Raw genomic sequence first — 26,253 nt, 5'->3', positions numbered from 1 at the left:
GAATCATCTCTCATTTATTATATACTTATTTTAAGGCAAATTCATATCCCAAATACAGGTCTTAATAATTTTAAAATCCACAATATCGGAAGCCAAAATACCGCATAATCTATATTGCTGAACATAACACCCGAACCGTATAACAGTCCCATCATGGGATATAACGCTGCTGCACCGAGATGAGCGATAAAACTGCTGACAAATCCTCCAACTAAGGCTCCCTTCCATCCGCCGTATTTATTTCCGAAAACTCCTACGGTACATCCGTCAAAGAATAATATTATAGGACTTGGAAATACAACGATAGGAGATTTAAAGGCTATCAACATAAGTGTGACAACTATTGAAGCGGGAATGGAGCCTAAAAATCCAATCATTGCCCCTGAAGAACTATAAGGATAATAAACTGGGCAGTCTAAAGCCGCAACCGAATTCGGAATTATCTTTTCGGATATACCTTTGAAAGCAGGTATTATGGAATTTAAAAACATTCTTACCCCTACAAGCATGACCGAAACTCCGGCAATAAAATATAATGACTGCATAATAAGCCAAATAATCCAATTCTGATCCTTTGATAAGGTACTTACATTACTTCGCCCGACAATCAGTCCTATAATTATATATAATATAGGAATTATTATAGCCAAAGCTAATGTTATATCCTGGAAAAGATATAATCCTCCCGGTAATTTTATTTTATCTGAATCGTTTTCTTCAGGTTTTCCGAATAATTTTCCTATGCCGGCACCTATTAAAGCACCGAACTGTTGAGCATGTCCCAATGTAAAGTCATCTCCAACAAACTTTCTCCCAAGTACCCTCGGAATTGCCGGAGTGAAAGTCCAATATATTGCAGCAAATATCGCCGAAACAATAACCAATGAAGTTCCCTTGATACCTAAAACCGATCCCAATGACAAATTTAAAAATACCGATAGATAAAGCATCATATGAGCTGTTAAATAAACATTCTTAAAATTTTTCCACGGTAATATAAATACAAGGGCCAAATGGATCAAAAATCCGATGATAAATGTTAAAACTACTTGATTAGCAATCTTTAACATAGATACCCCAAAAGCGGCTTCATTCATGGGCATTACCCCTTTAACCTTAACAACGTTGTTCAACAGGCCAATCACAGGACCTATGGAATCAGATATTGCCGTTGCTCCCAAGGAAAGTATTATCAAACCTACTATCGTTTTTATAACTCCATCAAAAATATCCGAGAATTTCTTTTTCTGAACCAGTAGTCCGACAAGAGCTATAATTCCTAAAAATATAGGAGCCTGATCAAGTATCTGGAAAATAATAAAATGTATAACCGTTTTCATTCTCTCATCCTCCTTTTATATTTATAAAATTATTTTATTGCTCCCCACTCTTTAAATATTTTATAAAGGGAATTGTTTATTTCATCTTTTTTCATAAGATTTGTAACAAAGACAACCTTCATGTTCTCATACATTTCTTTAGGTATGTGGCTTTCCATACTTTTTGTAGTTAAAACAATATCGCTTTTTAATCCTTTTATCATACCAATATCCGCAACATTTACAAAGGCATTGATTTTATATTTATCAACGAACTCCATTATTGCCATCCTTGCTATACTGCTTGAACCTAATCCCATTCCGCATAAAGCCGTAATTTCATATCTTTTATCCATAATTTTCACCTCAATTTTTAAATTTGTCACTACTTCTTCTAATCATTCCAAGCACCTCATTTACATCAGTTGAACTGCTGATAATTTTCACATTTTCATCATCTCCCAACATTTCTACAAGCTCTGACAATGCTTTCAAATGAGTCACATGATCTATTGCACAAAGGCAAACCACTATTTTTACAGGATCGTTTTCCTTATTGCCGAAATTTACAGGATTTTTTAATGTTATCAAACTCATTCCAACCTTGTTTGATCCCGATTCCGGCCTTGCATGAGGCATAGCAATTCCTGGAGCTATTACAATGTATGGTCCTATATTCTTTACCGAATTAACCATGGCATCCACGTACCGATGTTCTACCGCACCTGTTTTTTCTAACAAATATCCCCCCTTTCTTACCGCATCTTCCCAATCTTTAACTTCAACATTCAATTTTATTACTTCTTCTGTCAAAATATCTTTTAACAATGGCTGAACAACTCCTCTCGTTTTTTCAATTGTTGTCGTATTCAAAAATATTGATAATTCTTTGACGATGCTATCCTTATCCAATATAGTACAATGCTTTTCTATGATGTTTATAAGTTCTTTTAAAACGCTATCTTTTGGCTTAGATATATTAAGATATTTCCTCAGATTTTCTATATCCCTTTCAGGTAAAAGAGGATTAACTGTTATTGTTTTTATTCCCTCAACTTTTATTGGAATTGTGGTGACTATAATATCTACCGGATTTTTAATTATAAAATCTTTTATCTGGTGATATGCGATACAATCTACTATGTTAACGTCAAATACCGCTTGTAATCTTGACGACAACATCTTGGCGGTACCTACCCCAGTACTGCAAACAACCAAAACATCGGTTTTTTTCATATGAGAGGTTTTATATCTTTCTATTGCGGCACCAAAATGTATTGTAAAATAGCCGACTTCTTCTTCATCAATATCATTTCCCACATAATTTTCTAAGGGTTTTAGACCGCTTTTTACTATATTAAAAAGATTATTGTATTTCAGCTTGATATCATTTAAAAGAGGGTTTTTTAACAATAAATCATGTTTTAACCTATATACTGCCGGTTCCAAGTGTTCCAGCAATCCCTCGAAAAGTTGACTGTCTTTAGATAAATCCATATTCAGTTTGCTGTCAACTTCAGATATAATCCTTTCAGTTATCAGTTCGTAGTCAATCCAGTTTTTATTCTTGTTACGATTGGTGTTGGATATATTTGCACCTAACAAATGTACCGTTATATATCCTATCTCATCGGAAGGAATATTTATTTCAAAATGCTTTTCCAACATATTTGTTATATTTGAAGCTACGCTGAATTCCTTTGTAATTTGAAGAGATTTTAACTCATCTTCCGGCATTATAATATCTCGGCCGAGCTTTATCCTCTTCACAGCTATAGCCAAATGCATCACGATTCCCGAATAAGCCGCATCTGAAAAAACGGTGTTAAGTTCTTTCTCTGCAGTTTTTATGCATTCTTCGATATAAACAATATCTATATCTTTAAAAAAATTATTTATCTCCCTGTCAACCCCTAAATTTACACGAACTATCATTGGTATCTCGGATTTCTCGGATTTATTGTCTAAATTCGATGATTCCGTCAACAATTCCATAGCTGCTTTGCGAAGTTTTTTCTCATCTCCTATCACTTTAATTCCGTGTTTAGGAATAGATTGAAGCTCTAATCCCCTTACTTTAAGCCATTTTCTTACCAGACTGAGATCTTTAACAATAGTACTGCGGGATACATAAAGCTTATCTGCCATATCATTAATAGTTGTAAAATCCCTTTCCTGAAGGAGGTTATCCAAAATAATGTTTACTCTCTCCCTCACGGAAAGGTTATAATGATAAATGCTGATATTTCCCATTGCCTTTAACACATCATCTTTATATTTATTCGGTTCGCGAAATTGAACTCCCACATTTGGCTTTCTGATCAGCGGAGGTAATTTATTATGATTCAAAAACTCATCAATGCAGTCAAGGTCGTTACAAATTGTCCTATTGCTCACTTTAAACAAATTTGCCAGATCAGATATGTTTATGGGAGAATTTAAATCCATGAGGTTTAAAAGTATGTGCATCCGCCTTACATTGAGTATAATAATTATCACCTCTTTCATTTTCTATTATATTTGAAAGCATATGACAGAAAAAGATTAACGTTTTTCAACAAAGTTATAGCAGAATTACACTATATAAAAAAACCATATACATTTAAACTTCAGTATATGGTTTTTATGCTTAAACTATATTGTTCATTCACTTTTATTTCATCATTTTAGCATAATGAGCAGCTCTCCGCTCTCCACTTTTTGCCCTTCTTTTACAAATATTGATTTTACGGACCCATTAACAGGAGATAAAACTTGAGTTTCCATTTTCATTGCCTCTATTATGGCAACCAATTGATTCTCCTTAACCTTTTGTCCCGGCTCCACCAATACTTTTATAATAGTTCCCGGTATGCTTGCTCCGATTTCAAGCTTGTTTTTCGGATCTGCCAATTTCGTAAGGGAAGTTTCCTTTATTGTCTTGCTTGCTTTATCATGAATTTTTACTGCTCTTGTACTGTCATTTACTTCAAAATACAATGTTCTGTTTCCGTCATCATCTAATTTGCCTATCTCTATAAGTTTTATGACTAAGGTTTTTCCTTCTTCAATTTCTACTTCACATGTTTCTCCTTCTCTTAACCCATGGAAAAATACGTCACTGTCCATCCTGCTTAAATCTCCGTTTTCCTCGACATATTTTAAGTAATCTTCGAATACTTTCGGATACAAAGCATAGGACAGAACATCTTCCTTTTTAGGCTCTATCTTATAATTATCTCTCAGATATGATTCTATTTTCCCGAAATTTTCAGGTTCAAGGAGTTCTCCGGGTCTGCCTGTTATAGGCTTTTCTCCTTTTAATACAAGTTTCTGAAGTTCTTCCGGAAACCCTCCCATGGGCTGCCCCATCATCCCCTTGAAATATGAAACGACGGAATCGGGAAATGCCATATCTTTTCCTTTATCATAAATATTTTCGGGAGTTAATCCGTTTTGTATCATAAAAATAGCCATATCTCCTACAGCCTTAGAAGAAGGTGTCACTTTTACTATATTCCCAAACATGTTATTTACTGCCATATACATTTTCTTTACGTCTTCAAATCTATGCCCCAATCCGAAGCTCTCGACTTGGGGTTTTAGATTGGAATATTGTCCCCCGGGAATCTCATATTTATATATTTCGGCTGTACCTGATTTTAACCCTGATTCAAAATTCTTATATACAGGTCTTACTGCTGCCCAATAGTCCGAAATTTTTTGAAGGTCGTCTAATTTAAGCCCCGTACTTCTGTCTGTATGTTCCAAAGCTGCAACTACCGAATTAAGAGCCGGCTGACTTGTCAACCCTGCCATACTGTTAAAAGCAGTATCCGCAATATCCACTCCCGCATAAGCAGCCATAAAAACAGTTGCCACTCCGTTTCCGCTTGTATCGTGAGTATGAAGGTGTATAGGAATACCAATTTCATTTTTTAAAGCCTTTATTAGTTTATAAGCTGCCTGAGGTTTTAACAAAGACGACATATCCTTTATTCCTAAAATCTGAGCGCCGGTCCTTTCTATTTCCTTTGCCGTCTTAACGTAATAATCAAGAGTATATTTATCTTTGCTCTCATCCAATATATCTCCCGTATAACATATACATGCTTCCGCAATCTTTCCCGACTTTAAAGCCTCATCTATGGCTACTTCCATTCCTTTTAACCAATTTAAAGAATCAAATATTCTGAATATGTCTATGCCCTTTTCAGCCGATTCCCTTACAAATTCCCTTATAACATTATCGGGATAATTCTTATATCCGACTCCGTTGGCTCCCCTTAAAAGCATTTGAAAAAGTATATTGGGTATTTTCTTTCTCAATAATTCCAATCTTTCCCATGGAGATTCCTTTAAAAATCTGTAGGAAACATCAAAAGTTGCTCCCCCCCACATTTCCAGGGAAAACAAATCATTGCCCAGCACGGATACCGCCTTGGCTATTTTCATCATATCCCTCGTCCTCATTCTTGTTGCCATCAAAGATTGATGAGCATCTCTCATGGTAGTGTCAGTAAGAAGAAGGCCCTTTTGGTTCTTAATCCATTCTATAAGCCCGTCGGGTCCTTTTTCATCCAATATTTGTTTTGTTCCGTACTGCTCTTTAGGCCTAACAACTTTGGGAACGACGGGAATATCAAAATCCGGTTTATTGCCCTTAGTCTCGTTTATTACCTTTTCTCCTATATAATTCAATATCCGCAATTCTATATCTCTTTTCGTAATTATATCGAATAGTTCCGGATTATCAGCAATAAATCCGGTATTACATCTTCCCCTTAAAAAGTCTTCGTGATTAAGTACATTTATTAAAAACGGGACATTTGTCTTTACTCCTCTTATTTTCAATTCCTTCAAAGCTCTGCTTGATTTTCGTGCAGCGTCCTCAAAGGTTCTGGACCAAGAAGTTATTTTTACCAAAAGGCTGTCATAATAGGGGCTTATATTGGAACCTGTAAATCCGTTACCTCCGTCAAGTCTTATTCCAAAGCCCGAACCTGTTCTATAGGTATCTATTGTTCCTATATCCGGTGCAAATTTGTTTAGAGGGTCTTCAGTAGTTACCCTGCATTGAATGGAATACCCTCTCGGCTTTACATCTTTTTGGCTTTTAATCCCTATCTCATCGGAATCAAGGGAATACCCTTCGGCTATTAAAATTTGGCTCTCAACTATATCAATCCCCGTAACCATTTCCGTAACGGTATGTTCCACCTGAATTCTGGGATTCACTTCAATAAAATAGTGATTTCCGTCGGAATCCAATAAAAACTCAACTGTCCCTGCACTCCTGTAGTCAACGGCTTTTGCTATCTTTATAGCATCATTACATATCTTTTTCCTCTGTTCCTCCGTTATAAAAAAGGCAGGGGTAAATTCTATAACCTTTTGATGCCTTCTCTGTATTGAACAATCTCTTTCGTAAAGATGTACAATATTTCCGTATTTATCCCCTAAAATTTGAACTTCTATATGCTTAGGCTTTTCTATATATTTTTCTATGAAGATATCCTCTATTCCAAAAGCTTTTTTAGCTTCGCTTTTAGCACTGTAATACTCTTTTATCAAGTCCTCTTTATTCCTCACCACTCTCATTCCTCTGCCGCCGCCTCCGGCAGATGCCTTTAGAATAACGGGATAACCGCAATAATCAGCATATTCCAAAGCTTCTTCCTTAGAATATACTGATTTTTCTATTCCCGGGATAATAGGTACTCCCACGTTATGAGCCACAATCTTGGATTGTATTTTATCTCCCAGTTTTTCCATTATCTCATGAGTAGGTCCTATAAATTCAATCCCTACTTCTTCGCATTTTCTTGCAAATTCCGGATTCTCGGATAAAAATCCATAACCGGGATGAATAGCGTCTACTCCCCTTTTCAAAGCAATCTTAATAATTTCATGAATATCCAAATATGCCTCTACAGGCCCTTTATTTCTTCCTATTAAATAAGATTCATCGGCTTTAGTTCTGAAAAGAGAATTTTTATCCTCATCGGAGTATATGGCTACGGTTCTTATTCCCAATTCATTACAGGCTCTGAATACTCTTATGGCAATTTCTCCTCTGTTTGCAACTAAAACCTTTTTAAATCTCTTATTCATTTAAATTACCTCCATTAACACAACAAAATTTCTTCTTTAATTATCCTTTCATTTGATTGATAATTTCCTGAGTAAATTCTCTTGTCCCAAGGCTTCCTCCCAAATCTTCGGTACATTTAGCCTTGTCTTTAAATATTTCTTTCAAAGCTTTTTCTATCGTCTCTGCTCTGTTTACTTCTCCGATATATTTTAACAACATTATACCCGATAATATAGCAGATGTGGGATTTGCAATATTCTTCCCTGCAATATCCGGTGCTGAGCCATGAACCGGTTCAAACACCGCTATATTTTCTCCTATATTAGCTCCCGGAGCCAATCCCAATCCTCCTATCAACCCTGCAGACAAATCCGATAATATATCCCCGTAAAGATTAGGCGCCACTATCACGCTATAGTCCTGTGGGGATTGAACAAGCTTCATACTCATTGCATCAACTATCATGTCTTCAAATTGTATATCCTCATATTCCTTACTACATTTTATCCCACTATTTAAGAAAAGTCCATCGGAAAGTTTCATAATATTCGCCTTATGAACTAAAGTTACCTTCTTCCTGTTTTCCTTCCTCGCCAAGTTAAAAGCAAACCTGCATATCCTTTCACTTGCTTTTCTCGTTATAATCTTTATGCTCTCCGCAGCATCTTCTCCTACCATATGCTCAACTCCGGAATATAAATCTTCGGTATTTTCTCTCACTATGACAAAATCCACATTTTTATGAATACTGTCGACACCGTCATATGATTTTATCGGCCTTACATTAGCAAAAAGATTTAATTGTTTTCTTAAAGCCACATTTACGCTTCTGAACCCCTTGCCTATGGGAGTCGTCACCGGCCCTTTTAATGCTATTCTATTCTTCTTTATACTGTCTGTCACATGATCAGGAAGAGGAGTCCCGTATCTCTCCTGAGCAGAATAGCCGGCTTCAACAATATCCCAATTAATATCAGCACCCGAATAATCAATTATCTCTTTAGCCGAAGCTATTACTTCTTTTCCTATTCCGTCTCCATATATCAATGTTATATTGTGCATCATCTCACCATCCTTCCAATTGCTTAAATATCAATTTTAGGTTTACCTGCTTTTTATAAAGTTTAAAAGTCCCCCCGCCCTTAATATTTCTCTTTGTCTTTCCGTTTCGTCCAATATCAAAGTATATCTTTTATTTTGAGTCACATTATTTGCAACAATGGTGTCTCCTTCCATCTGCTCCAAAATATTTTCTAAAACCAGTTCATCCATAACATCTATATCATCATAATCTTTTTCTTGTCGAAAAGTAAGGGGAATTATTCCGTTGTTAATTAAATTCTGTTTGTGAATTCTGGCAAAGGACTTGGCCAAAACAGCTTTAACTCCCAAATACAGAGGAACCAATGCTGCATGTTCACGGCTTGAACCTTGACCATAGTTAAATCCGGAAACAATTATTCCTCCTCCAAATTTTTTTACTTTTTTTGGAAATTCACTATCACAGGGCAACAAGCAATAGTCAGCTAAATATGGAATATTGGATCTGTAAGGCAATAATTTTGCATTTGACGGCATTATATGATCCGTTGTTATATTATCTCCCAACTTAATAAGTACTTTCCCGCCGATATCTCTTGTTAATGGCTTTCCTTGAGGGAAGGGTTTTATATTCGGTCCCTTGACTATTTCAACATTCTCTCCTTTTTCTGCCGGCGGAATTATGGAGTTGTCATTTATAAGAAAATGTTTCGGCAGATTTATATCACCTTCGGAAATATATTTCGTTGGATCAGTGATATATCCCGTTAAAGCTGATACTGCCGCTACTTCGGGACTTGCCAAATATACCTTTGCCGAAGGAGTTCCGGATCTTCCCTTAAAATTCCTGTTAAAAGTCCTCAAAGAAACCCCGTCGGTATTTGGCGCCTGCCCCATTCCGATACATGGTCCGCATCCGCATTCCAATATTCTTGCTCCAGACGAAATAATCTTTGACAAAGCTCCGTTTTCCGCAAGCATATTCAGTACTTGTTTGGAACCCGGAGAAATAGTCAGCGAAACATGTTCGGCTACCGTCTTTCCATCTAAAATTTGAGCAACTCTCATTAAATCCCTATAGGAAGAATTAGTGCAGCTTCCTATAGCAACTTGGTCTACCCTGATATTTTTCACTTTCCCTATGGGCACTACATTGTCGGGGCTATGATAGCGGGCTACTAACGGCCTTAGCTCATCAAGATTTATTACAAACTCTTCATCAAAAACAGCTCCTTCATCGGCGGTTATTTCTCTATAATCACTGCCTCTTCCCTGAGCTTTCAGAAATTCATAAGTAACCTCATCGGAAGGGAAAACAGATGTAGTCGCTCCGAGTTCGGCTCCCATATTTGTTATGGTAGCTCTTTCGGGAACCGTTAAACTTTTAACTCCTTCTCCCCAGTATTCAAATATCTTATTTACTCCGCCTTTAACTTTATATCTTCTCAATATCTCCAAGATTATATCCTTAGCCGACACTCCCGGCTTTAAGCAGCCCTTCAGCTCCACTTTAACAATCTCGGGCATGGTTATAAAATATTCTCCTCCTGCCATAGCCACAGCCACGTCCAATCCGCCGGCACCTATAGCAATCATTCCTATTCCTCCGCAAGTCGGAGTATGGCTGTCGGAGCCTAATAAAGTTTCCCCAGGCACTCCGAATCTTTCTAAGTGAACCTGATGGCATATGCCGTTTCCGGGCTTTGAAAAATATATTCCGTATTTTTTTGCTACACTTTGAATATATCTATGATCATCTGCATTCTCCGGACCCGTCTGAAGCATATTATGATCTATATAAGCCACGGATCTTTTAGTCTTAACCTTATCAACTCCCAAAGATTCCAGTTGAAGGTAAGCCATAGTTCCTGTAGAATCCTGAGTTAAGGTTTGATCTATCCTTATCCCTATTTCAGTTCCTTTTTTCATTTCTCCAATCGATAAATGATCTTTTATGATTTTCTGCGCTACCGTCAGTCTCATATTATTTCCTCCTATTATGCCTCTATGGCCTTTGTTTTATCATCGTTTAAAATGTTTGGAAAATATTTTAATACAATCTCTTTCAGTTCGTCATTTTTTATATTCGAAGTTCTTCCCCTTTTATATTCTTCATCTACCCACTTTTTAATCGAAAGCACTCTTTCGTCATTTTTATCTATTTTTTTGTCACTTTTAAGCTTAAAATAACTGTTTATCCAGGCTGCTATTCCCGCCAATCCCGAATAAGAATTTACCGCTACTATTATAGGCCTGTTCAATACCTTTTCGGTATCAAAACTATTATATATCTCTTCATTTTTTAACAATCCGTCCGCATGTATTCCGGCCCTTGTAACATTGAATTCACTTCCTACAAAAGGTGTACGCACAGGTATTTTATAATTAAATTCTCTTTGAAAATAATCGGATATATCAGAAATAACCTTTAGGTTCATATTTTTTGTCGTACCTTTTAACTGAGCATATTCCATTATCATGGCTTCCAGAGGGCAATTCCCGGATCTTTCTCCGATTCCGAATAATGTGGTGTTTACCGAAGAACACCCATATAGCCAAGAAGCTGTAGAATTAGTCACTACTCCGTAATAATCATTATGTCCATGCCATTCAATGGATTCCGAAGGAACATGGCAATAATACCTTAAACCGTGAATAATCGCAGGTACGCTTCTGGGAAGTTCCACTCCGTCGTAGGAAACTCCCACTCCTAATGTATCGCAAGCTCTTATTTTTACTTGTATTCCCGATTTTTTGGAAAGTTCCATCAGATTTTTAACCAACGGAACAACAAATCCGAAAAAGTCTGCCCTTGTTATATCTTCCAGATGGCATCTCGGAATTATGCCGTATTCCAATGCGCTTTCCGCAATGGAAAGATATTTGTTCATGGCTTGTTTTCTCGTCATATTCAATTTGTGAAATATATGATAATCCGAACAGGACATCAATATTCCCGTTTCTTTAATTTTCATATCCTTTACTAACTTAAAATCCCTCTTATCTGCTCTAATCCAGGATGTTATCTGTGGAAATTCATATCCTCTTTCTCTGCATTTCTCTACAGCTTTTCTATCCTTATCGGAATACAGAAAAAACTCGGATTGGCATATAACCCCTGAACCGTTATCTAATTCATGCAGATAATCATAAATCTTGACTATCTGTTTCACCGTCATAGAAGACATAGACTGCTGCCCATCTCTAAAAGTAGTATCCGTAATCCATATGTTCTCCGGCAATTCCATAGGCAGTTGAATATTATTAAAAACAACCTTGGGAATTTCCGAATAAGGAAATATACTCTTATAAAGATTTGGCTTTAGTACATCTACTGGATTATACACGTTAATCCCTCCCGATTATATTTTTATAACGAATAGGAAAGTTCTCACTTATAAAATATTGATTAAAAAGAACTTTCCGTAAATGAGCTTCAAGAAAAACTACCTTATAATATTCCTATAGAAGCTTTTCTTATATCTCAATTAATGCAATATCGATAACCAATATATTCATTTTACAGAATGCCGCATATCTAATTATTATTTTATTCTTACATATATTATATATTGGATATGTATATTATTGAAATTATAAAATATATTTTAACACGTATATAAAAAAATAGCAAACAAAAATGCAAGTTTTTATATAAAAACTTGCATTTTTGTTTGCTATCGTATTTATTAAAGTCTGTTTATTACTTCCAGTATCCTAATTTTTCAGATATAGATCTTGCAGTCTCTATTATAAGATCCCTATATTTTGTATGCATAAGCTCTAAATCCATGTTATTTATTACCCCGGAAATACTTACTGCTGCCGTCACTTTATTTTCATGATCAAATATCGGGGAAGAAATACAACGTACATCGTTTTCATTCTCCCTATCATCAATTGCATATCCATCTTGTCGTACCTTTCTTATTTCTTCTAAATACTGTTCCGCATCAACTATGGTATAATCAGTTAAAGAAGGCATCCCTGTTTTTTTCAAAATTTCTATTATCTTTTCATCACTAAAACCGGACAGAAGACATTTCCCATTAGCGGTAGAATGAACATAGTTTCTCGAACCTATCCCTGCAGTTAATGTTATATTTCTCTTACTTTGTATTTTTTCAATATAAATTATATTTAACTGTTTAGAGTCAAACTTTGCAACATATATGGTTTCTTTCGTTTCTTCATTAATCTTTTCAAGAAAGTCCCGTGCAACATTACGTATATCAATATTTTTTTGAACTTTTACCCCTAATTCTAAAAATTTCAGTCCGAGAATATAGTTACAACCGTCTATTTCTTCTACATAACCCCCTTCTATTAAGTTTTGTAATAATCTATAAACCGTACTTATGGGTAGTTTAATTTTTTTGCTTATCTCTGTAACGTTGACACCTTTTCCCTCCGCTTTACTGATTATATCGATTATTTCAAATGTCCTATGTAAAGATTGCACAAAAAACTTATTTTTTCTTTCAGGTTCTCCATTTTGCATAAATTTCTCTCCTCTTCAAAATAATACTGTTTAAATAAAACCAAATCGTAATTTTTTTGACATATTGCATAAATATCAACATCCTTATTATAAATAAATCATATTCATGTAATACCCTGTTGTCAAGTATTATAAACAGTTCTACTGTAAATACAGGGAATTTCTATATTTAATCAAAAAAATTATTTGGGCGTATTTTGGAAAATACGCCCAAATTAACAACTAACTTCTCAATATTAATTTTATATAAATATTACCTTCCCATCCATCCTCCGTCAATACATAGTACATGTCCATCTACATAATCCGAAGCATGAGATGAAAGGAATATAGCTCCTCCAATCAGATCCGTCGGTTCTCCCCAACGTCCCGCGGGAATTCTTTCTAATATTTGTCTGCTACGTTCTTTATCGGATATTAAGGCGGTATTCATCTTAGTGACTATATATCCCGGGGCCATGGCATTTACATTGATTCCATATTTTGACCATTCATTTGCCATAGCTTTGGTAAGTTGGGCTATTCCTCCTTTGCTGGCAGCATAAGCTGGGACATTTAAACCTCCCTGAAAAGACAACATGGAAGCCATATTTATAATTTTCCCCCATCCATTCTTCTGCATTATAGGAGCTACTCCTTGGCTCAAAATAAAAACGGACTTCAAATTCACGGCCAAAACATCATCCCAATCTTTTTCCGTAAAAACCATAACCGGATTTCTTCTCTGAATACCCGCATTATTGACAAGTATATCAATTCTTCCGAATTCCTTCATAGTGGAATCAATAATCTTAGTTTTTGCTTCATGTATATCTCTTAAATCAGTTTTTATCGGTAAACATCTTCTTCCGGTACTTTCAATTAGCTTCTTTGTCTTGTTTAAGGGGCTTGTATTGCCGACTACCGCCACATCCGCCCCTGCCTGTGCAAGACCATATGCAATACTCTGCCCATTCCCTGAACTTCCTCCTGTTACCACTGCCACCTTACCTGTCAAGTCAAATAAATTCATTTTACTTTCTCTCCTTTCTCATTTAATCGTTAATATCTACCAGCCTGTTATCAGATTATTTTCTTTATCAAACTCAAAATCAAAAGGCCCCGATATGATCTCAAGCTTTGAATTCTTCTTTACATCTTCAATAAGCGATTCGGAGACATATATGTTTTTCAGGCTCAAAGTATTTTTAATACGTACTATACGTGATTTTCTGCCGTCATAATCCAAATTGTTAGCTGTCTTTATTGCCGTTTTTATAGCTTCATAATCATTAGGCATAACCATAGGCAAGCGTACAGTACTGGGGATAGCTGCAGTAATCGAATTGATATAGCCTTTTGTAAAGTCCGTATCCTTCAGCACTCTTGAAGTAGTAATATCGGCTACTCCTATACCGTTTGCATTTCCATCCGTAGCCTTCGTAAGCCCCAACACCACGATCCGGTTTACTTTAAAATCACTTTTTACATAATCCGACGCAAATCTTCCCGTAATATTAGGGTCCATCCCGTCTCCGCTGATGTCCTTTCCCAGTTCGTCCACTATAAGGATGTCCAGATTATTTAATAAAATTTGGGGCATTAATGACTTGGCAGTTTTCAAAAGTTTCGGTTCTTCGGTGAAGAATTCCGACGGAGCCAAAGCCCTTATATCTGCTGTTTCATCATATGCATTTTCCAAAATTGCCACTCCGAGAACTACAGGTACATGGGACAATACAATCCTTGACATATTCTTTAATTTCTCGGAAAAGTTATTAAATCCCATTTTATGGCACAATTCTGCCCCCTTTTGTTTCCCCATTCCTATAACAGACATCTTTATTAAACCGCTTTCTATATCTCCGTGAAATGCCGTATGAGGTTTAACACGATTTACAAGTATAACCCCATCGGCATTGAGGGCATCCTTACTTGTAAATACCGGAATATCTTCGTCTGTCTTCCCTAAAAATTCCACATCAAGGTTTGATATAATAGGAGCTCCTACTTTATCTTCGGTGATACCGTATCCCTCCAACAATTCCTTCTGTCCTTCGGGAGTCGCACCTCCGTGGCTTCCCATTGCAGGGATTATAAATGGTTCACCGCCGTATTGTTTTACCTCCTTTACTATTTGAGTGGCTATAGAGGATATATTATTGATACCACGGCTTCCGAGGGCTATGCATACTTTTTTGCCATTTAGAGATTCCATTATATCTTTTTTATTTGTTAACTCGCCTTTTAACTTCTCAATAAAATTTGAAAGTTTTAAAGTATCGAAATTCTGACGTACTTTATACATCTTAGGAATAAATACGGAGTCGGACATTTTTATAATCGATGGAAAATCAATTTTAAAATCTAATCTATTCATTATTTACCACCTTCGATTCAATTTTTATATACCTCACAAAATTATTATTGTGACTTGCTTAATTTCTTATATACTGACATATATATGCGATAAAAAAAGAATCCGAACACGCTGCCTAATCCAAAAATCACAATTAACCCTACTGCCATTGAGAATAAAAATGATAATGAAAAACTGTAATTCATACCTATAATAATTTGAATTCTGCTTAATAAAGCTACAAATCCCCAATATAACATGGATGTTTTAAGAAAAGTTCTTCTTGTTTTTCTTAATTTTAATAATAAATCAAAGAACAAACCAGCAACAATAGTTAAAATACAGGCAAGAAATACCCTATGGAAAAACCCTTCTCGCTTCAAAATCATAAAATTATTATTTCTCATAGAGATTATCAACGCCAAAGCAAAAATACCTAATGAAAAAAACAGCATAATAATACTACCGATATATTTTTTCAAGTCAAAGTTACCCCCTTTATAAACTTAATAAAACAGTTACAGGATAACTCCTTTTTATATTAGTGAGTTATCCTGTTGTTATAAAAGCAGTTATACCAAAGTAGTTGTATAGAATATTGCAAAAATACTAAAGAAAACGATGCCTACTATATTCCAAAATACACACCACTTTGTAGGTTTATAAATTTTCGGCAGTATTTTGAGGTTAACTATTAATACGACTACGGACAATATCGGCAAATTATAAGCGCCGTCTAATATTGACTGTGCCTGTAGCAGGAGCAAAGGCTGGGCATCTTTTAAAGTAACTATCAAAGAAATCAGGCATTGTATTGTAAATATCGTTACCCAAAATCTATAAGTCTTACGCTTGTCATATTTAGTAGTAAGCTTTGGAACAAGTATTCTGCTTGCATCGTCCCACATTCTGGAGGTTCCGTCTTGGAATGCCAAATAAGTAGCAAACATTACTTCAATAGCTACTATTACATATATTCATTCGCCAATGGGACCTATTAGCTGTACCATTATCTGGGCCTGAACAAGTACCACCTTTAATCCTTCCGGCACCAAGCCTCGAGGTTGTAATATTGCATAGCCGCATAGGAAAAAACTTAAACAGACAACTAAAGTCAAAATTGTCCCGATTCCTAAATCAAGGCGTAACATTTTCATCCACCCTTTGCCTTTTCTAACTTCTTCCGGCGTCTCTCCCGGAATTACCGCCACATCAATACCCTTTTCATCTTTTTTATTATTATTTAAACCAAACCCATATCCTTTTTCTTTAAGCCAATAGCTGTACCATATAGTACCTACACAACCGGCTCCCACAAATCCGGTGAGAGACATCATATCAGTCCACGCTTGGGGATTCTGCGGCAATTTAGGCATGATTATGTTTAAAAACAATTCTCCATATCCTTTCCCCGGTGTAAAAACAATTGCCGAAATTAATATACATAAAGTCATAAATGACGTACCGATTGTACAGAATTTCTCCAGTGTATCATATCTGCCAAAATATAATATCAGTCCGGTTAAAAGTGCAATTATTGTCGCCATAAATGCTAAGCTTCCCCTTCCGCCAAAAATCCATTGCAGCAAAGTGGCGCAATTTACGCAATAAGTGGAAATAGTAATTACCTGCCATGCAATAGGTAAAAATGCAAACCAGAAAACCAAAATCTTCGATGCCTTTGCTATTCCGCCCATGATTGGCTGCCCCGTTAAAACAGTATATCGTCCGACTTCATAGTTTATAAAGAATTTTATAAATATTAAAAATACTATCATCCATGCAAACCTAAGACCGTACATGGCGGAATTTCTCGTAATCAATATTAATTCTCCCGTACCTATGGCAGCGGCAGACCAAACCAATCCCGGTCCGATCTTTTTAAGCAATGTCTTGGTATCGCTTTCAATATCCGGCAGTTCTCCAACTTCAAGTCCCTCTGAAGTTAACCTTTTTCTTTTTATACCCTCCAAAATTTTTCCCTCCCAATTTAATTTTTTGTTTTTTTGACAAAATCAAGCCGATTGTAACCTTTTCCTCCTTTCTATTCTCAAAAGGCTACCTCATAAGGGATAGCCTTTCTATTTTTTCCCTTAAGACCTCGACTAATTTTTCATCGGATACCGGAACCATATCAATAAAATTACCTGCCACGATAATCGCAGGGCCCTTAAAATCAGGTTTTGTAATGCAATTTTTAGGACAACCGCTGATTATCAGAAGAACATCATAATTTTTGCTCTCCCAGCTTACATATTGAACACCCAATATTCCTTGAATATTTTTATATATATATCCCATGTCAATATAAGGATTGCAACTTCCGCAAAATTTAACTCCGACTTTCAACATGATATACATTTCTCCCATACATCTTCAAACCGATTTTTACGTTGAAAGATTATTTACATTGATTTTAATTTTTCGATTTTCTCAATCAAATCTTTAAGTATAATTTCAGCATCTCCTACAACCCCTACATCCGACACATTAAAGATCGGTGCATTCTCATCCTTATTAATGCTTATAATTACATCGGAATCCTTCATGCCGCATACATGATGAGTCGAACCCGATATGCCAAAGCCTATATACAGCTTAGGACGAATCGTTTTTCCGCTTGTCCCTATCATACAATGGTCGTCCGGTATCCACCCTTCGTCAACGACAGGCCGGCTGCATCCTACGGTTCCCCCTAAAAGTTGGGCTAATTTCCGGAGAAGATTCCAATTTCCCTTTGAACCTATGCCGAACCCGCCGGCCACCACGACTTTAGCTTCCTGTAACGGTATGCCCTTATATTCTTTCTTGTGAACTGCCAATGCTTTTATACATCCTTTATCTTTCTTAATAATATCTGACGGGTCATATCTGATTGTTTTAAATTTATTTCCCTGCATTTTTTGCCCTTTTTCCAAGATTCCCGGTTTTACTGTAGCTATTTGAGGCCTGTGTTTAGGGCATATGATATCCCCTATGACCTTACCGCCAAAGGCAGGTACAGCAGAAACAAGGTTGTTGTCCTCATCAATATGTAAGCCTACAGAATGGGTTGCAACACCTGTTCCCAGCCTAACTCCCAACATTGAAGCAATATCCTGTCCCGATATGGTAGCTCCTATAAGAAGTATCTCAGGTTTTCTTTTCTTTATTAAATCAGTTAAAATCAGGCTATAAATTTCATTATTAAACATTTCCAGTGCAGGGTCATCTATAACTATAACTTCCTCCGCTCCATATTCTCCCAATTCCTCAGTTAATTTTTCAATGCCATTTCCGATAATTACTGCAGTTACAGGCTCAGATGATTTTAACTGCATTTTTAATTCTTTGGCTTTTTGTATTAACTCAAAGCTGACTGAATCTATCCGCCCTGACCTTTGTTCCGCTAAAACCCAAACGCCTTTCCATTCATCTATATTCATTCTTCTTTCCCTTCCTCTGTTCACCAATATATCTTCTTACAATTTATTCAAGAGGTATACCGGCTGCCGTTAATTCTCTTATAAGTAAATCCGCTATTTCATCCGGTTCGCCCCTTAATTTTTTACATTTCCTGTCGATAGAGGGAACATTCACTGCTCCTGCCTGTGTAGGAGACCCTTTCAGGCCTATATTATTTAAATCTATGTCAATATCCTTTACCCCATATATTGTCAACGGTTTCTTTTTAGCTCCCTTTATGCCCATAATCGTTGTATACCTCGGTCTGTTAATCTCACGGGATACAGCTAATAAAGCCGGCAGTTTTATGAAATACTCTATAGACCCGCCTTCGATTTTTGCTCTAACCTTAAGTTCTGTTTCATTTATAAATTCTATTTTTTTCACTCCCCACAGATGCGGGATTTCAAGCCATTGAGCTAATTGGGCAGGAACTTGGGTTGTTGCTCCGTCGGCACTTTCCGTACCGGTAATGATTATGTCAAATTGGCCTATTTTTTTTAACCCTTGAGCCAGCGTATAGGAGGTTGCCAGTGTATCTGCCCCTCCGAACTCACGATCACTTAAAATATAAGCCGCATCCGCCCCCATAGCCAGAGCCTCTCTCATGTTTTCTTCTGCGTTAGGCGGCGCCATCGTTATTACCGTCACCTTTCCCCCGTATTTTTCTTTAATTTCTAAAGCAGCTTCTATTGCATTTTTGTCTGCCGGATTAATGACAGCCGGTATACCGCTGCGGGTTATCCTTTTTGTCCTTGGATCTATGGTTATCTTGTCATAAAAATCAGGGTCGGGCACCGGTTTTATACAAACAGCAATATTGTAACTCAATTAACTTCACCCCCTTTTCTATACATAAAAACACATGTTTTAATTTTTGTTTATTGTATCTCTTCCAATAATAATTTTCTGAATATCCGTTGTACCACCGGAAGGAACAGCAACCTGTGCATCTCTTAAAAAACGCCCTACAGGATATTCATTTATTACACCATAGCCCCCCATAAGATCCATTGTACGTTTGGAAGCATTAACCGCAGCCTCCGTTGCATACCATTTTGCCATTCCGAACTCCGTTGTGCAAGGAAGGTTTTCATCTTTCATACTTGCGGCATGATAAAGCAATAATCTTGCTGATTCATATTCAAGCCTTGTTTCGGCTATATTAAACTGAATCGATTGGATTTTCGACAGAGGTTTTCCGTATATGATACGTTCATTAGCAAATTTAACTGCCTCTTCCAAACATCCGCGCAAAATTCCGACGCCGATTGCGGCCATACCTGCACGTCCCACTTCTCCTATACTCTTCATGGCAATTTTGGCCCCGTCTCCGGAACCTCCCAGCATTGCCTCAGATCCGACAGTTACGTTTACACAGTTAATATCTCCTGTTACAGAGCCACGCAAACCAAATTTATTTTCTTTTCTGCCGGGAGTATATCCGGGAGTACCTTTTTTTATTATAAATGCTGCCATCAAGTTATGCCCTTTTTGATCTTTTCCTATGCTTACTACCAACACATTGTAATCGGCTATATGGGAATTGGTTATGAAACATTTTCGTCCGTTGATTACCCATTTGCCGTCTTTTTCTTCCGCCTTGGATTTAATTCCCATTAGATCGGAGCCTCCACCCGGCTCTGTCACAGCCAAACCGGCAATCTTTGTTCCTGCCGCCAACTCGGGCAGATATTTCTTCTTTTGTTCTTCAGTTCCGAAATATAAAATTGAAGACAATCCTAAATGATGAGTCATTAAAGCAATTCCAAGTCCCGCTGAATATTTTGATATCTCCTCTAAGCATATTGCCCTTTCCACATGGCCCAATCCGGCTCCGCCATACTCCTCGGGAACAAAAACTCCCGTTATTCCCATCTCACCCATCTTCGGAAAAAGTTCTACGGGGCAATAATCTTTTTCATCCCACTCAGCCGCTTTAGGGGCTATTTCAGCTTCAGCAAATTCACGTACAGCTTTTCTAAGCATTTCCTGTTCTCGAGTAAACTGAAAAAACTGCATTATAAATTACCTCCTTGTTATACATAAAATTATCAAATTTCATTTGAAATATTATATAAGAACCGATATCGGCGTAAAGCTCAAATCTCACACAATATTTAAAAATAGGGGAATTATCTGTGAATTGTTCGGCTGATATCGGTTCATCATATCTATAAGTTATTTTTATATAAATTTTTATCTTTCTTTTAAATTTAACTTCCCTTTTAACTCTCTATTTACAAGATTTTTAGGATAATATCCCTCCAACACCTGAACTACCTGCTGAGCGGTTGTCCTTTGAAGAGCCTCTGCCGATTCTTCCGAATACCAAGCCACATGGGGTGTAATAATTACATTATCCATTTTCACCAGAGGATTATCTTTAGATATGGGTTCTTTATATACCACATCAAGGGCCGCCCCTGCAATTTCTTTATTCTGCAATGCTTCAATCAATGCCTTTTCGTCAACAACCGGACCTCTCGCCGCATTTATCAGATATGACGTCTTTTTCATCTTTTTGAATACCGCCTCGTTAAACATTTCTTTTGTAGACGGCAGCAAGGGGACATGTATAGAAACAAAATCAACTGTTTGAATAATATCGTCAAATTCCATTCTGCTTACGTCATATTTTGACATCTCTTCTGCCGTAATGTAGGGATCATAAGCATAGACCTTCATTCCAAAACTCTGGGCCTTTTTAGCGACCAGTTTAGGTATTTTTCCAAAACCTATAAGCCCAAGTTTCTTCCCCTTTATTCTATAGATTGGCTTTGAAACTTTATAATCCCAAACCCCTGATTTTACTTTTCCGTTAAGCAGCGTAAGTTTTCTGGCAATAGCCAACATCAGAAGTACAGCATGGTCTGATACCTCATCAACACAATAATCGGGAACATTGGCAACGCATATATTCTTTGCGGTAGCCGATTTTATATCTATTTTGTCAACACCGATACTATATGTTGAAATAACTTTACATTTCTTTAAGTGATCGATAACCCGCGGCGTTATCTTCGCATATTGAACTATAACACCGTCAGCGTCTTTAGTTGCATCTATTACTTCGTCTTCCGTCTTACATTGATAGGAATCATAAAAATCAACATCAATTTTTGACATCTCTTGCCTTTCAATCTCCATAGATTCATATTCATGGTCGGTAACAACAACTTTAAATTTGCTCATTTTCTCCCCTCCACATATAGTCTTCTTTATTCATCTTTAAAGTCGGCTTTTCTTTTCTCCAAAAATGCACTCATACCTTCTATGCGGTCCTCGGAACCAAATGAAGTGGTATAGGCTTCGGCTTCATAAGCAATCCCGGAAGCCAAATCCATATTCATTCCGTTATTAACAGCATATTTAGCCATCATCACAGCTATAGGTCCCTTAGATATTATCTTCTCGGCAATTTTTAATGTCTCTTCATAAAGTTTTCCGTGAGGTACTACCTTATCGACCAACCCCATATTAAATGCTTCCTCTGCCGTTATCATATCTGTGGTAAAAATATAATATTTAGCACGGCCTTTGCCTATCAGCCTCGGAAGCCTCTGGGTTCCTCCATATCCGGGAATTATACCAAGCCCTACTTCCGGCTGCCCGAATTTGGCTTTTTCAGAGGCAATACGAATATCACACGCCATTGCCAGTTCACAGCCTCCCCCCAATGCATAACCGTTTACGGCCGCAATTACAGGTCTGCTGAGATTTTCAATTTCTTGAAATACACACTGACCTAATCTTGTCATATTTCGCCCTTCATGTATATTTAAAGATTTCATTTCTGCAATGTCTGCACCTGCAACAAAGGACTTTTCTCCGCTTCCTGTTATTATTACAACCATAATTCTTTTATCCTTTTCAATATCTCTTACCACATTCTCAAGTTCATTTAGGGTATCAGTATTAAGTGCGTTCAAAACTTTAGGTCGGTTTATCGTTATTGTTAAAATACCATCTTTTTCGTCTAAAATAATATTTTTATAACCCATCCAATTACACCCTCTTACGATTATTTACTCGTATTTATAAAAACCTTCTTTTGTCTTCTTGCCAAGTTTACCCGCTCTGACCATTTTCCTCAACAAGGGAGCCGGCCTGTATTTGGGATCCCCATATTCTTTATAAAATGTTTCCATTACAGCCAGCAATACATCAAGACCTATTAAGTCCGTCAATGCCAAAGGCCCCATGGGATAGTTACATCCGTAAACCAGTGCCTTATCTATATCTTCTACTGTTGCAACTCCTTCATCTACTAAGTAAACGGCTTCATTAAGCATCGGATCAAGTAAACGATTTACTATAAATCCGGCTTTATCCTTTGCAACAACGTAAACCTTCCCCATTTTTTCTCCGACTTCTTTAGCTTTACTAAGAGTTTCCTGCGATGTGACATATCCCATGGTTATTTCCAAAAGTTTCATTATAGGTACGGGATTAAAGAAATGCATTCCTATGACCTTATCGGGTCTTTTTGTAAACGAAGCCAAATATGTTATAGAAATCGAAGACGTATTGCTTGCAAATATAGTTTCAGGAGGACATATTTCATCCAATTCCTTAAATATCCCGCTCTTAATTTTTTCATCTTCGGAAGCCGCTTCTATTACTACGTCGGCTGTCTTGGCTTCCTTCATACCGACTGTCGTTTCCAGCCTGTTTAATGCTTTGTCTCTTTCCTCAGCCATAAGTTTTCCTTTTTCAACCAATCTGTTTATTCTCTTCTCTATATTCTGCCTTCCCCTTTCAACGAAGGTCTCGTTAATATCACTCATTGTCACTTCAAGTCCCGACTGCACAGCAGTTTGAGCAATACCCGAACCCATAGTTCCGGAACCTATAACAAATAATTTATTAATAGTCATACTTTCATCTCAGCACCTTTCTATAAGACTTGCGATTCCTTGGCCTCCCCCGATACATAAAGCAACAACGGCATATTTAGCATTACGCCTTATCATTTCATTAACGACCGTCACCACTAATCTGGCTCCGCTGCACCCCACCGGATGGCCTAAGGCTATGGCTCCCCCATTGACATTTACTTTTTCCGGGTCAAGTCCGAGATCCCTGACACACGCTGCGGCTTGAGCCGCAAAGGCTTCGTTTATTTCAAAAAGATCTATGTCCTCTTTTCTTACCCCTGTCTTTTTCAGTAATTTATTGATTGCCGGCACCGGAGCATAACCCATTATTGAAGGATCAACTCCTGCCGAAGAAAATCCTCTAAATACGGCTATAGGTTTTTTCCCCATTTCTTCTGCTTTTTCTTTCGACATCACAACCACCGCAGCAGCACAATCATTTATTCCCGAAGAATTTCCGGCAGTCACCGTACCGTTTTCCTTAAAAGCCGGTTTCAATTTAGATAAGGTCTCAATAGTTGTATCCTCTCTTATCGTTTCATCCTGATCAAAAATCACAGTCTGTTTATGTTTTTTTACTTCTACGGGGATAATCTCATTTTTAAATTTCCCTTCTCTTCTGGCTTTAGCTGCCTTCATGTGGCTGTTATAAGCAAATTCATCCTGCATTTCTCTCGTAATTTCACATTTTTTTGCCACATTCTCCGCAGTAACACCCATATGATAATTGCAAAACGGGTCTATCAAACCATCGTATAACATGCCGTCCAATAACTCTCCGTGGCCGATTCCGGCACCAAATCGGTGATTGTGAATTATATAAGGAATCCTGCTCATTGTTTCACAGCCGCCGGCAACAATAATATTTCCGTCTCCCACTCCTATTGCCTGAACTGCACACTGTATGGCCTTAAGTCCGGTACCGCAGTTTTTATTAGGTGTCCAGGCAGGTACTTCTACGGGCAGGCCCGCATATATAGCACATTGTCTTGCGGAATTAGCCTTTATACCGGCCTGAAAATGGGTTCCCATTATAACTTCGTCTACCTGATTTCCGTTGATATTTGCCCTTTTTAGTGCTTCCCTCACTACTATTGCACCCAATTCAGGTGCATTGAAATTGCTTAATGAGCCCCCAAATTTACCTACAGGCAACCTACATCCGCTTACAATTACAGCTTCATGTACATTCATACGTTAAATTACCCCTCCATCTTGTCTATTTTAGCTAATTTTTTAGCAATATCCATTTTATGTTCCAGATTTGCTTGTCTGTATATCATTATCCTCATAGCCTGAGGAGAGCCGGCGCCATGCATTGATTCGGCCAATGCCGTTCCCCCGGTCATATTTTCCAGCAGACGTGCCATTCTGATTCTCTCTTCTGTGGAATACTTAGGATTGGCAGCAAGATATTTATCTATATACTGTCCGACTTCTTTTGACTTATAATCCGCTTCATAAGGAAGTGTTGCAATAAAGCCTCCTGCTATATCATGGGCCAGCCGAGAAATCTCATACATTGTTCTCGTACAATTCAGCTTTGCCGCATTAGCAAATAGCGTATTAACATAGTAACTTCCTGCGGGGGTCTTGAATCCTTCCGACGAACAAGCCAATGAACAGCAATGCATTGTTTCGGCCAAAAACGTCATCTCCACAAGTTTGTCTTTGATATGGGATTTATTTAAAACTCCGTTACAGTCTGCTACCGCCGCAGCCGTACCTATTATTACATCAGCAAGCCCCACCTTGCATCCCCCATAATTCTGCCTATGATAGGAAGCAAAGGTCTCTACGTATTTCTGGGCATAGGGATATTCGTTACACATAAAAACCCGTTCCCACGGAACAAATACATCATTTAATATCGTTAATGTTTCTCCGCCCACTATGGCAAATTCCGAATTGCCGCAATCAATGTCTCCGTCTAACCTTCGTTGATCATTTGTTTGACGGCCGAATATATGAATAACTCCGGGGGCATCTACGGGAATAGCGCAAGCCACAGCATAATCCTTATCCTCAGGCCCCAGATTTGTCGTAGGCAATATCAACATCTCATGGGAATTAGCCATGCCTGTTTGATGTGCCTTAGCACCTCGTACCACAATTCCGTCTTTTCTTTTATCTACAATATGAACATACAAATCAGGATCGGCCTGTTGTGACGGTTTTTTGCTTCTGTCTCCCTTAACATCAGTCATGGAACCCGCTATCATTAAATCATTTTGCTGAACATACTTATAATATTCTTTAAAGCGTTCATGATAATTGGTATGGCAATCCCTGTCTATTTCATAAGTTGTTATAAAAGTAGCATTTAACGCATCCATCCCTACACATCTCTGATAACAGGTTCCCGTATGTTGGCTTATCATCCTTAACATCTTTACTTTTTTCACTAAATCACCGGTGCTCTGTGGAATATGGGTAAACCTGTTTATTTTTTTACCAGTTAAACTGGATGTCGCTGTCATCAGGTCTTCATACTTCGGTTCAAAAGCCAAATCATATGTCATAGCCGCAGAATTTACATGGGGTTTGGTCATCTTATCATCAACTACATCTTCTATCCTGCGTCCATTACAATAAATAATAGGGTGTAACCTTTTTAGGCTTTCACGGTATTGACTTCCTGTTTTCATGATCTTGTC

22 protein-coding genes are annotated in these 26,253 nt (G+C 37.3%); all 22 read right to left on the bottom strand.

The genetic code is table 11. The features are described 5' to 3' along the window. Window positions 1-41: 41 nt before the first annotated feature. A complete protein-coding gene (locus PP176A_RS08895; protein ID WP_071140118.1) occupies window positions 42-1,340 on the bottom strand; it encodes a PTS ascorbate transporter subunit IIC in 1,299 nt (432 codons plus the stop codon). A 29-nt stretch (window positions 1,341-1,369) separates the two neighbouring features. Then, complete coding sequence (locus PP176A_RS08890; protein ID WP_128752177.1) at window positions 1,370-1,675, bottom strand: PTS sugar transporter subunit IIB; 306 nt, start codon at window positions 1,673-1,675, stop codon at window positions 1,370-1,372. A gap of 10 nt (window positions 1,676-1,685) precedes the next feature. Beyond that, window positions 1,686-3,788, bottom strand: a complete 2,103-nt coding sequence (locus PP176A_RS08885; protein WP_200796107.1) for a BglG family transcription antiterminator — start codon at window positions 3,786-3,788, stop codon at window positions 1,686-1,688. Between the two features lie 192 nt (window positions 3,789-3,980). Continuing rightward, window positions 3,981-7,412, bottom strand: coding sequence for a pyruvate carboxylase (locus PP176A_RS08880; protein ID WP_071140115.1), 3,432 nt, complete (start codon window positions 7,410-7,412; stop codon window positions 3,981-3,983). A 40-nt stretch (window positions 7,413-7,452) separates the two neighbouring features. After that, window positions 7,453-8,457, bottom strand: coding sequence for an isocitrate/isopropylmalate dehydrogenase family protein (locus tag PP176A_RS08875; RefSeq protein WP_071140114.1), 1,005 nt, complete (start codon window positions 8,455-8,457; stop codon window positions 7,453-7,455). A 39-nt stretch (window positions 8,458-8,496) separates the two neighbouring features. After that, the gene (locus tag PP176A_RS08870; RefSeq protein WP_071140113.1) at window positions 8,497-10,416 is read right to left on the bottom strand and encodes an aconitate hydratase; all 1,920 of its coding nucleotides are present in this window, start codon (window positions 10,414-10,416) and stop codon (window positions 8,497-8,499) included. A 14-nt stretch (window positions 10,417-10,430) separates the two neighbouring features. Continuing rightward, a complete protein-coding gene (locus PP176A_RS08865) occupies window positions 10,431-11,780 on the bottom strand; it encodes a 2-isopropylmalate synthase (RefSeq protein ID WP_200796106.1) in 1,350 nt (449 codons plus the stop codon). 356 nt (window positions 11,781-12,136) lie between these two features. Continuing rightward, on the bottom strand, window positions 12,137-12,934 hold the full coding sequence (locus PP176A_RS08860; RefSeq protein WP_071140111.1) for an IclR family transcriptional regulator: 798 nt from the start codon (window positions 12,932-12,934) through the stop codon (window positions 12,137-12,139). A gap of 253 nt (window positions 12,935-13,187) precedes the next feature. Next, complete coding sequence (locus tag PP176A_RS08855; RefSeq protein ID WP_071140110.1) at window positions 13,188-13,946, bottom strand: glucose 1-dehydrogenase; 759 nt, start codon at window positions 13,944-13,946, stop codon at window positions 13,188-13,190. A gap of 36 nt (window positions 13,947-13,982) precedes the next feature. Next, window positions 13,983-15,293, bottom strand: a complete 1,311-nt coding sequence (locus tag PP176A_RS08850; RefSeq protein ID WP_071140109.1) for a lactate racemase domain-containing protein — start codon at window positions 15,291-15,293, stop codon at window positions 13,983-13,985. Between the two features lie 44 nt (window positions 15,294-15,337). Beyond that, complete coding sequence (locus PP176A_RS08845) at window positions 15,338-15,754, bottom strand: hypothetical protein (RefSeq protein ID WP_071140108.1); 417 nt, start codon at window positions 15,752-15,754, stop codon at window positions 15,338-15,340. A gap of 90 nt (window positions 15,755-15,844) precedes the next feature. Continuing rightward, window positions 15,845-16,222 carry a hypothetical protein gene (locus PP176A_RS08840; protein WP_143037674.1) on the bottom strand — a complete coding sequence of 126 codons (378 nt, stop codon included), beginning with the start codon at window positions 16,220-16,222 and terminating at the stop codon, window positions 15,845-15,847. Between the two features lie 27 nt (window positions 16,223-16,249). Next, entirely contained in the window at window positions 16,250-17,245 is a 996-nt protein-coding gene (locus tag PP176A_RS08835) for an Nramp family divalent metal transporter (protein WP_071140106.1), read from the bottom strand. Between the two features lie 85 nt (window positions 17,246-17,330). Then, on the bottom strand, window positions 17,331-17,624 hold the full coding sequence (locus tag PP176A_RS08830; protein WP_071140105.1) for a hypothetical protein: 294 nt from the start codon (window positions 17,622-17,624) through the stop codon (window positions 17,331-17,333). A 53-nt stretch (window positions 17,625-17,677) separates the two neighbouring features. Further along, on the bottom strand, window positions 17,678-18,721 hold the full coding sequence (locus PP176A_RS08825; RefSeq protein WP_083381878.1) for an electron transfer flavoprotein subunit alpha/FixB family protein: 1,044 nt from the start codon (window positions 18,719-18,721) through the stop codon (window positions 17,678-17,680). Window positions 18,722-18,740: 19 nt separating this feature from the next. Continuing rightward, complete coding sequence (locus PP176A_RS08820; protein WP_071140104.1) at window positions 18,741-19,547, bottom strand: electron transfer flavoprotein subunit beta/FixA family protein; 807 nt, start codon at window positions 19,545-19,547, stop codon at window positions 18,741-18,743. A 39-nt stretch (window positions 19,548-19,586) separates the two neighbouring features. Then, a complete protein-coding gene (locus PP176A_RS08815; protein WP_071140103.1) occupies window positions 19,587-20,738 on the bottom strand; it encodes an acyl-CoA dehydrogenase family protein in 1,152 nt (383 codons plus the stop codon). Window positions 20,739-20,915: 177 nt separating this feature from the next. Beyond that, window positions 20,916-21,911: a C-terminal binding protein gene (locus PP176A_RS08810; protein WP_071140102.1), complete on the bottom strand. Its 996-nt coding sequence runs from the start codon at window positions 21,909-21,911 to the stop codon at window positions 20,916-20,918. Window positions 21,912-21,937: 26 nt separating this feature from the next. Further along, a complete protein-coding gene (locus tag PP176A_RS08805) occupies window positions 21,938-22,720 on the bottom strand; it encodes an enoyl-CoA hydratase-related protein (RefSeq protein ID WP_071140101.1) in 783 nt (260 codons plus the stop codon). A 24-nt stretch (window positions 22,721-22,744) separates the two neighbouring features. Next, on the bottom strand, window positions 22,745-23,596 hold the full coding sequence (locus tag PP176A_RS08800) for a 3-hydroxyacyl-CoA dehydrogenase family protein (RefSeq protein ID WP_071140100.1): 852 nt from the start codon (window positions 23,594-23,596) through the stop codon (window positions 22,745-22,747). 9 nt (window positions 23,597-23,605) lie between these two features. After that, window positions 23,606-24,790 carry a thiolase family protein gene (locus PP176A_RS08795; RefSeq protein WP_071140099.1) on the bottom strand — a complete coding sequence of 395 codons (1,185 nt, stop codon included), beginning with the start codon at window positions 24,788-24,790 and terminating at the stop codon, window positions 23,606-23,608. 8 nt (window positions 24,791-24,798) lie between these two features. Further along, window positions 24,799-26,244, bottom strand: a complete 1,446-nt coding sequence (locus PP176A_RS08790) for a 4-hydroxyphenylacetate 3-hydroxylase family protein (RefSeq protein WP_071140098.1) — start codon at window positions 26,242-26,244, stop codon at window positions 24,799-24,801. Between the last annotated feature and the right edge of the window lie 9 nt (window positions 26,245-26,253).

Origin of the sequence: Sporanaerobacter sp. PP17-6a (genome assembly GCF_900095615.1) — a bacterium.
In the GTDB taxonomy this organism is placed as follows: Bacteria; Bacillota; Clostridia; order Tissierellales; family Acidilutibacteraceae; genus Acidilutibacter; species Acidilutibacter cellobiosedens.
Note: the sequence above shows the minus strand (reverse complement) of the source record. Positions and strands in the feature narration are given on the sequence as shown.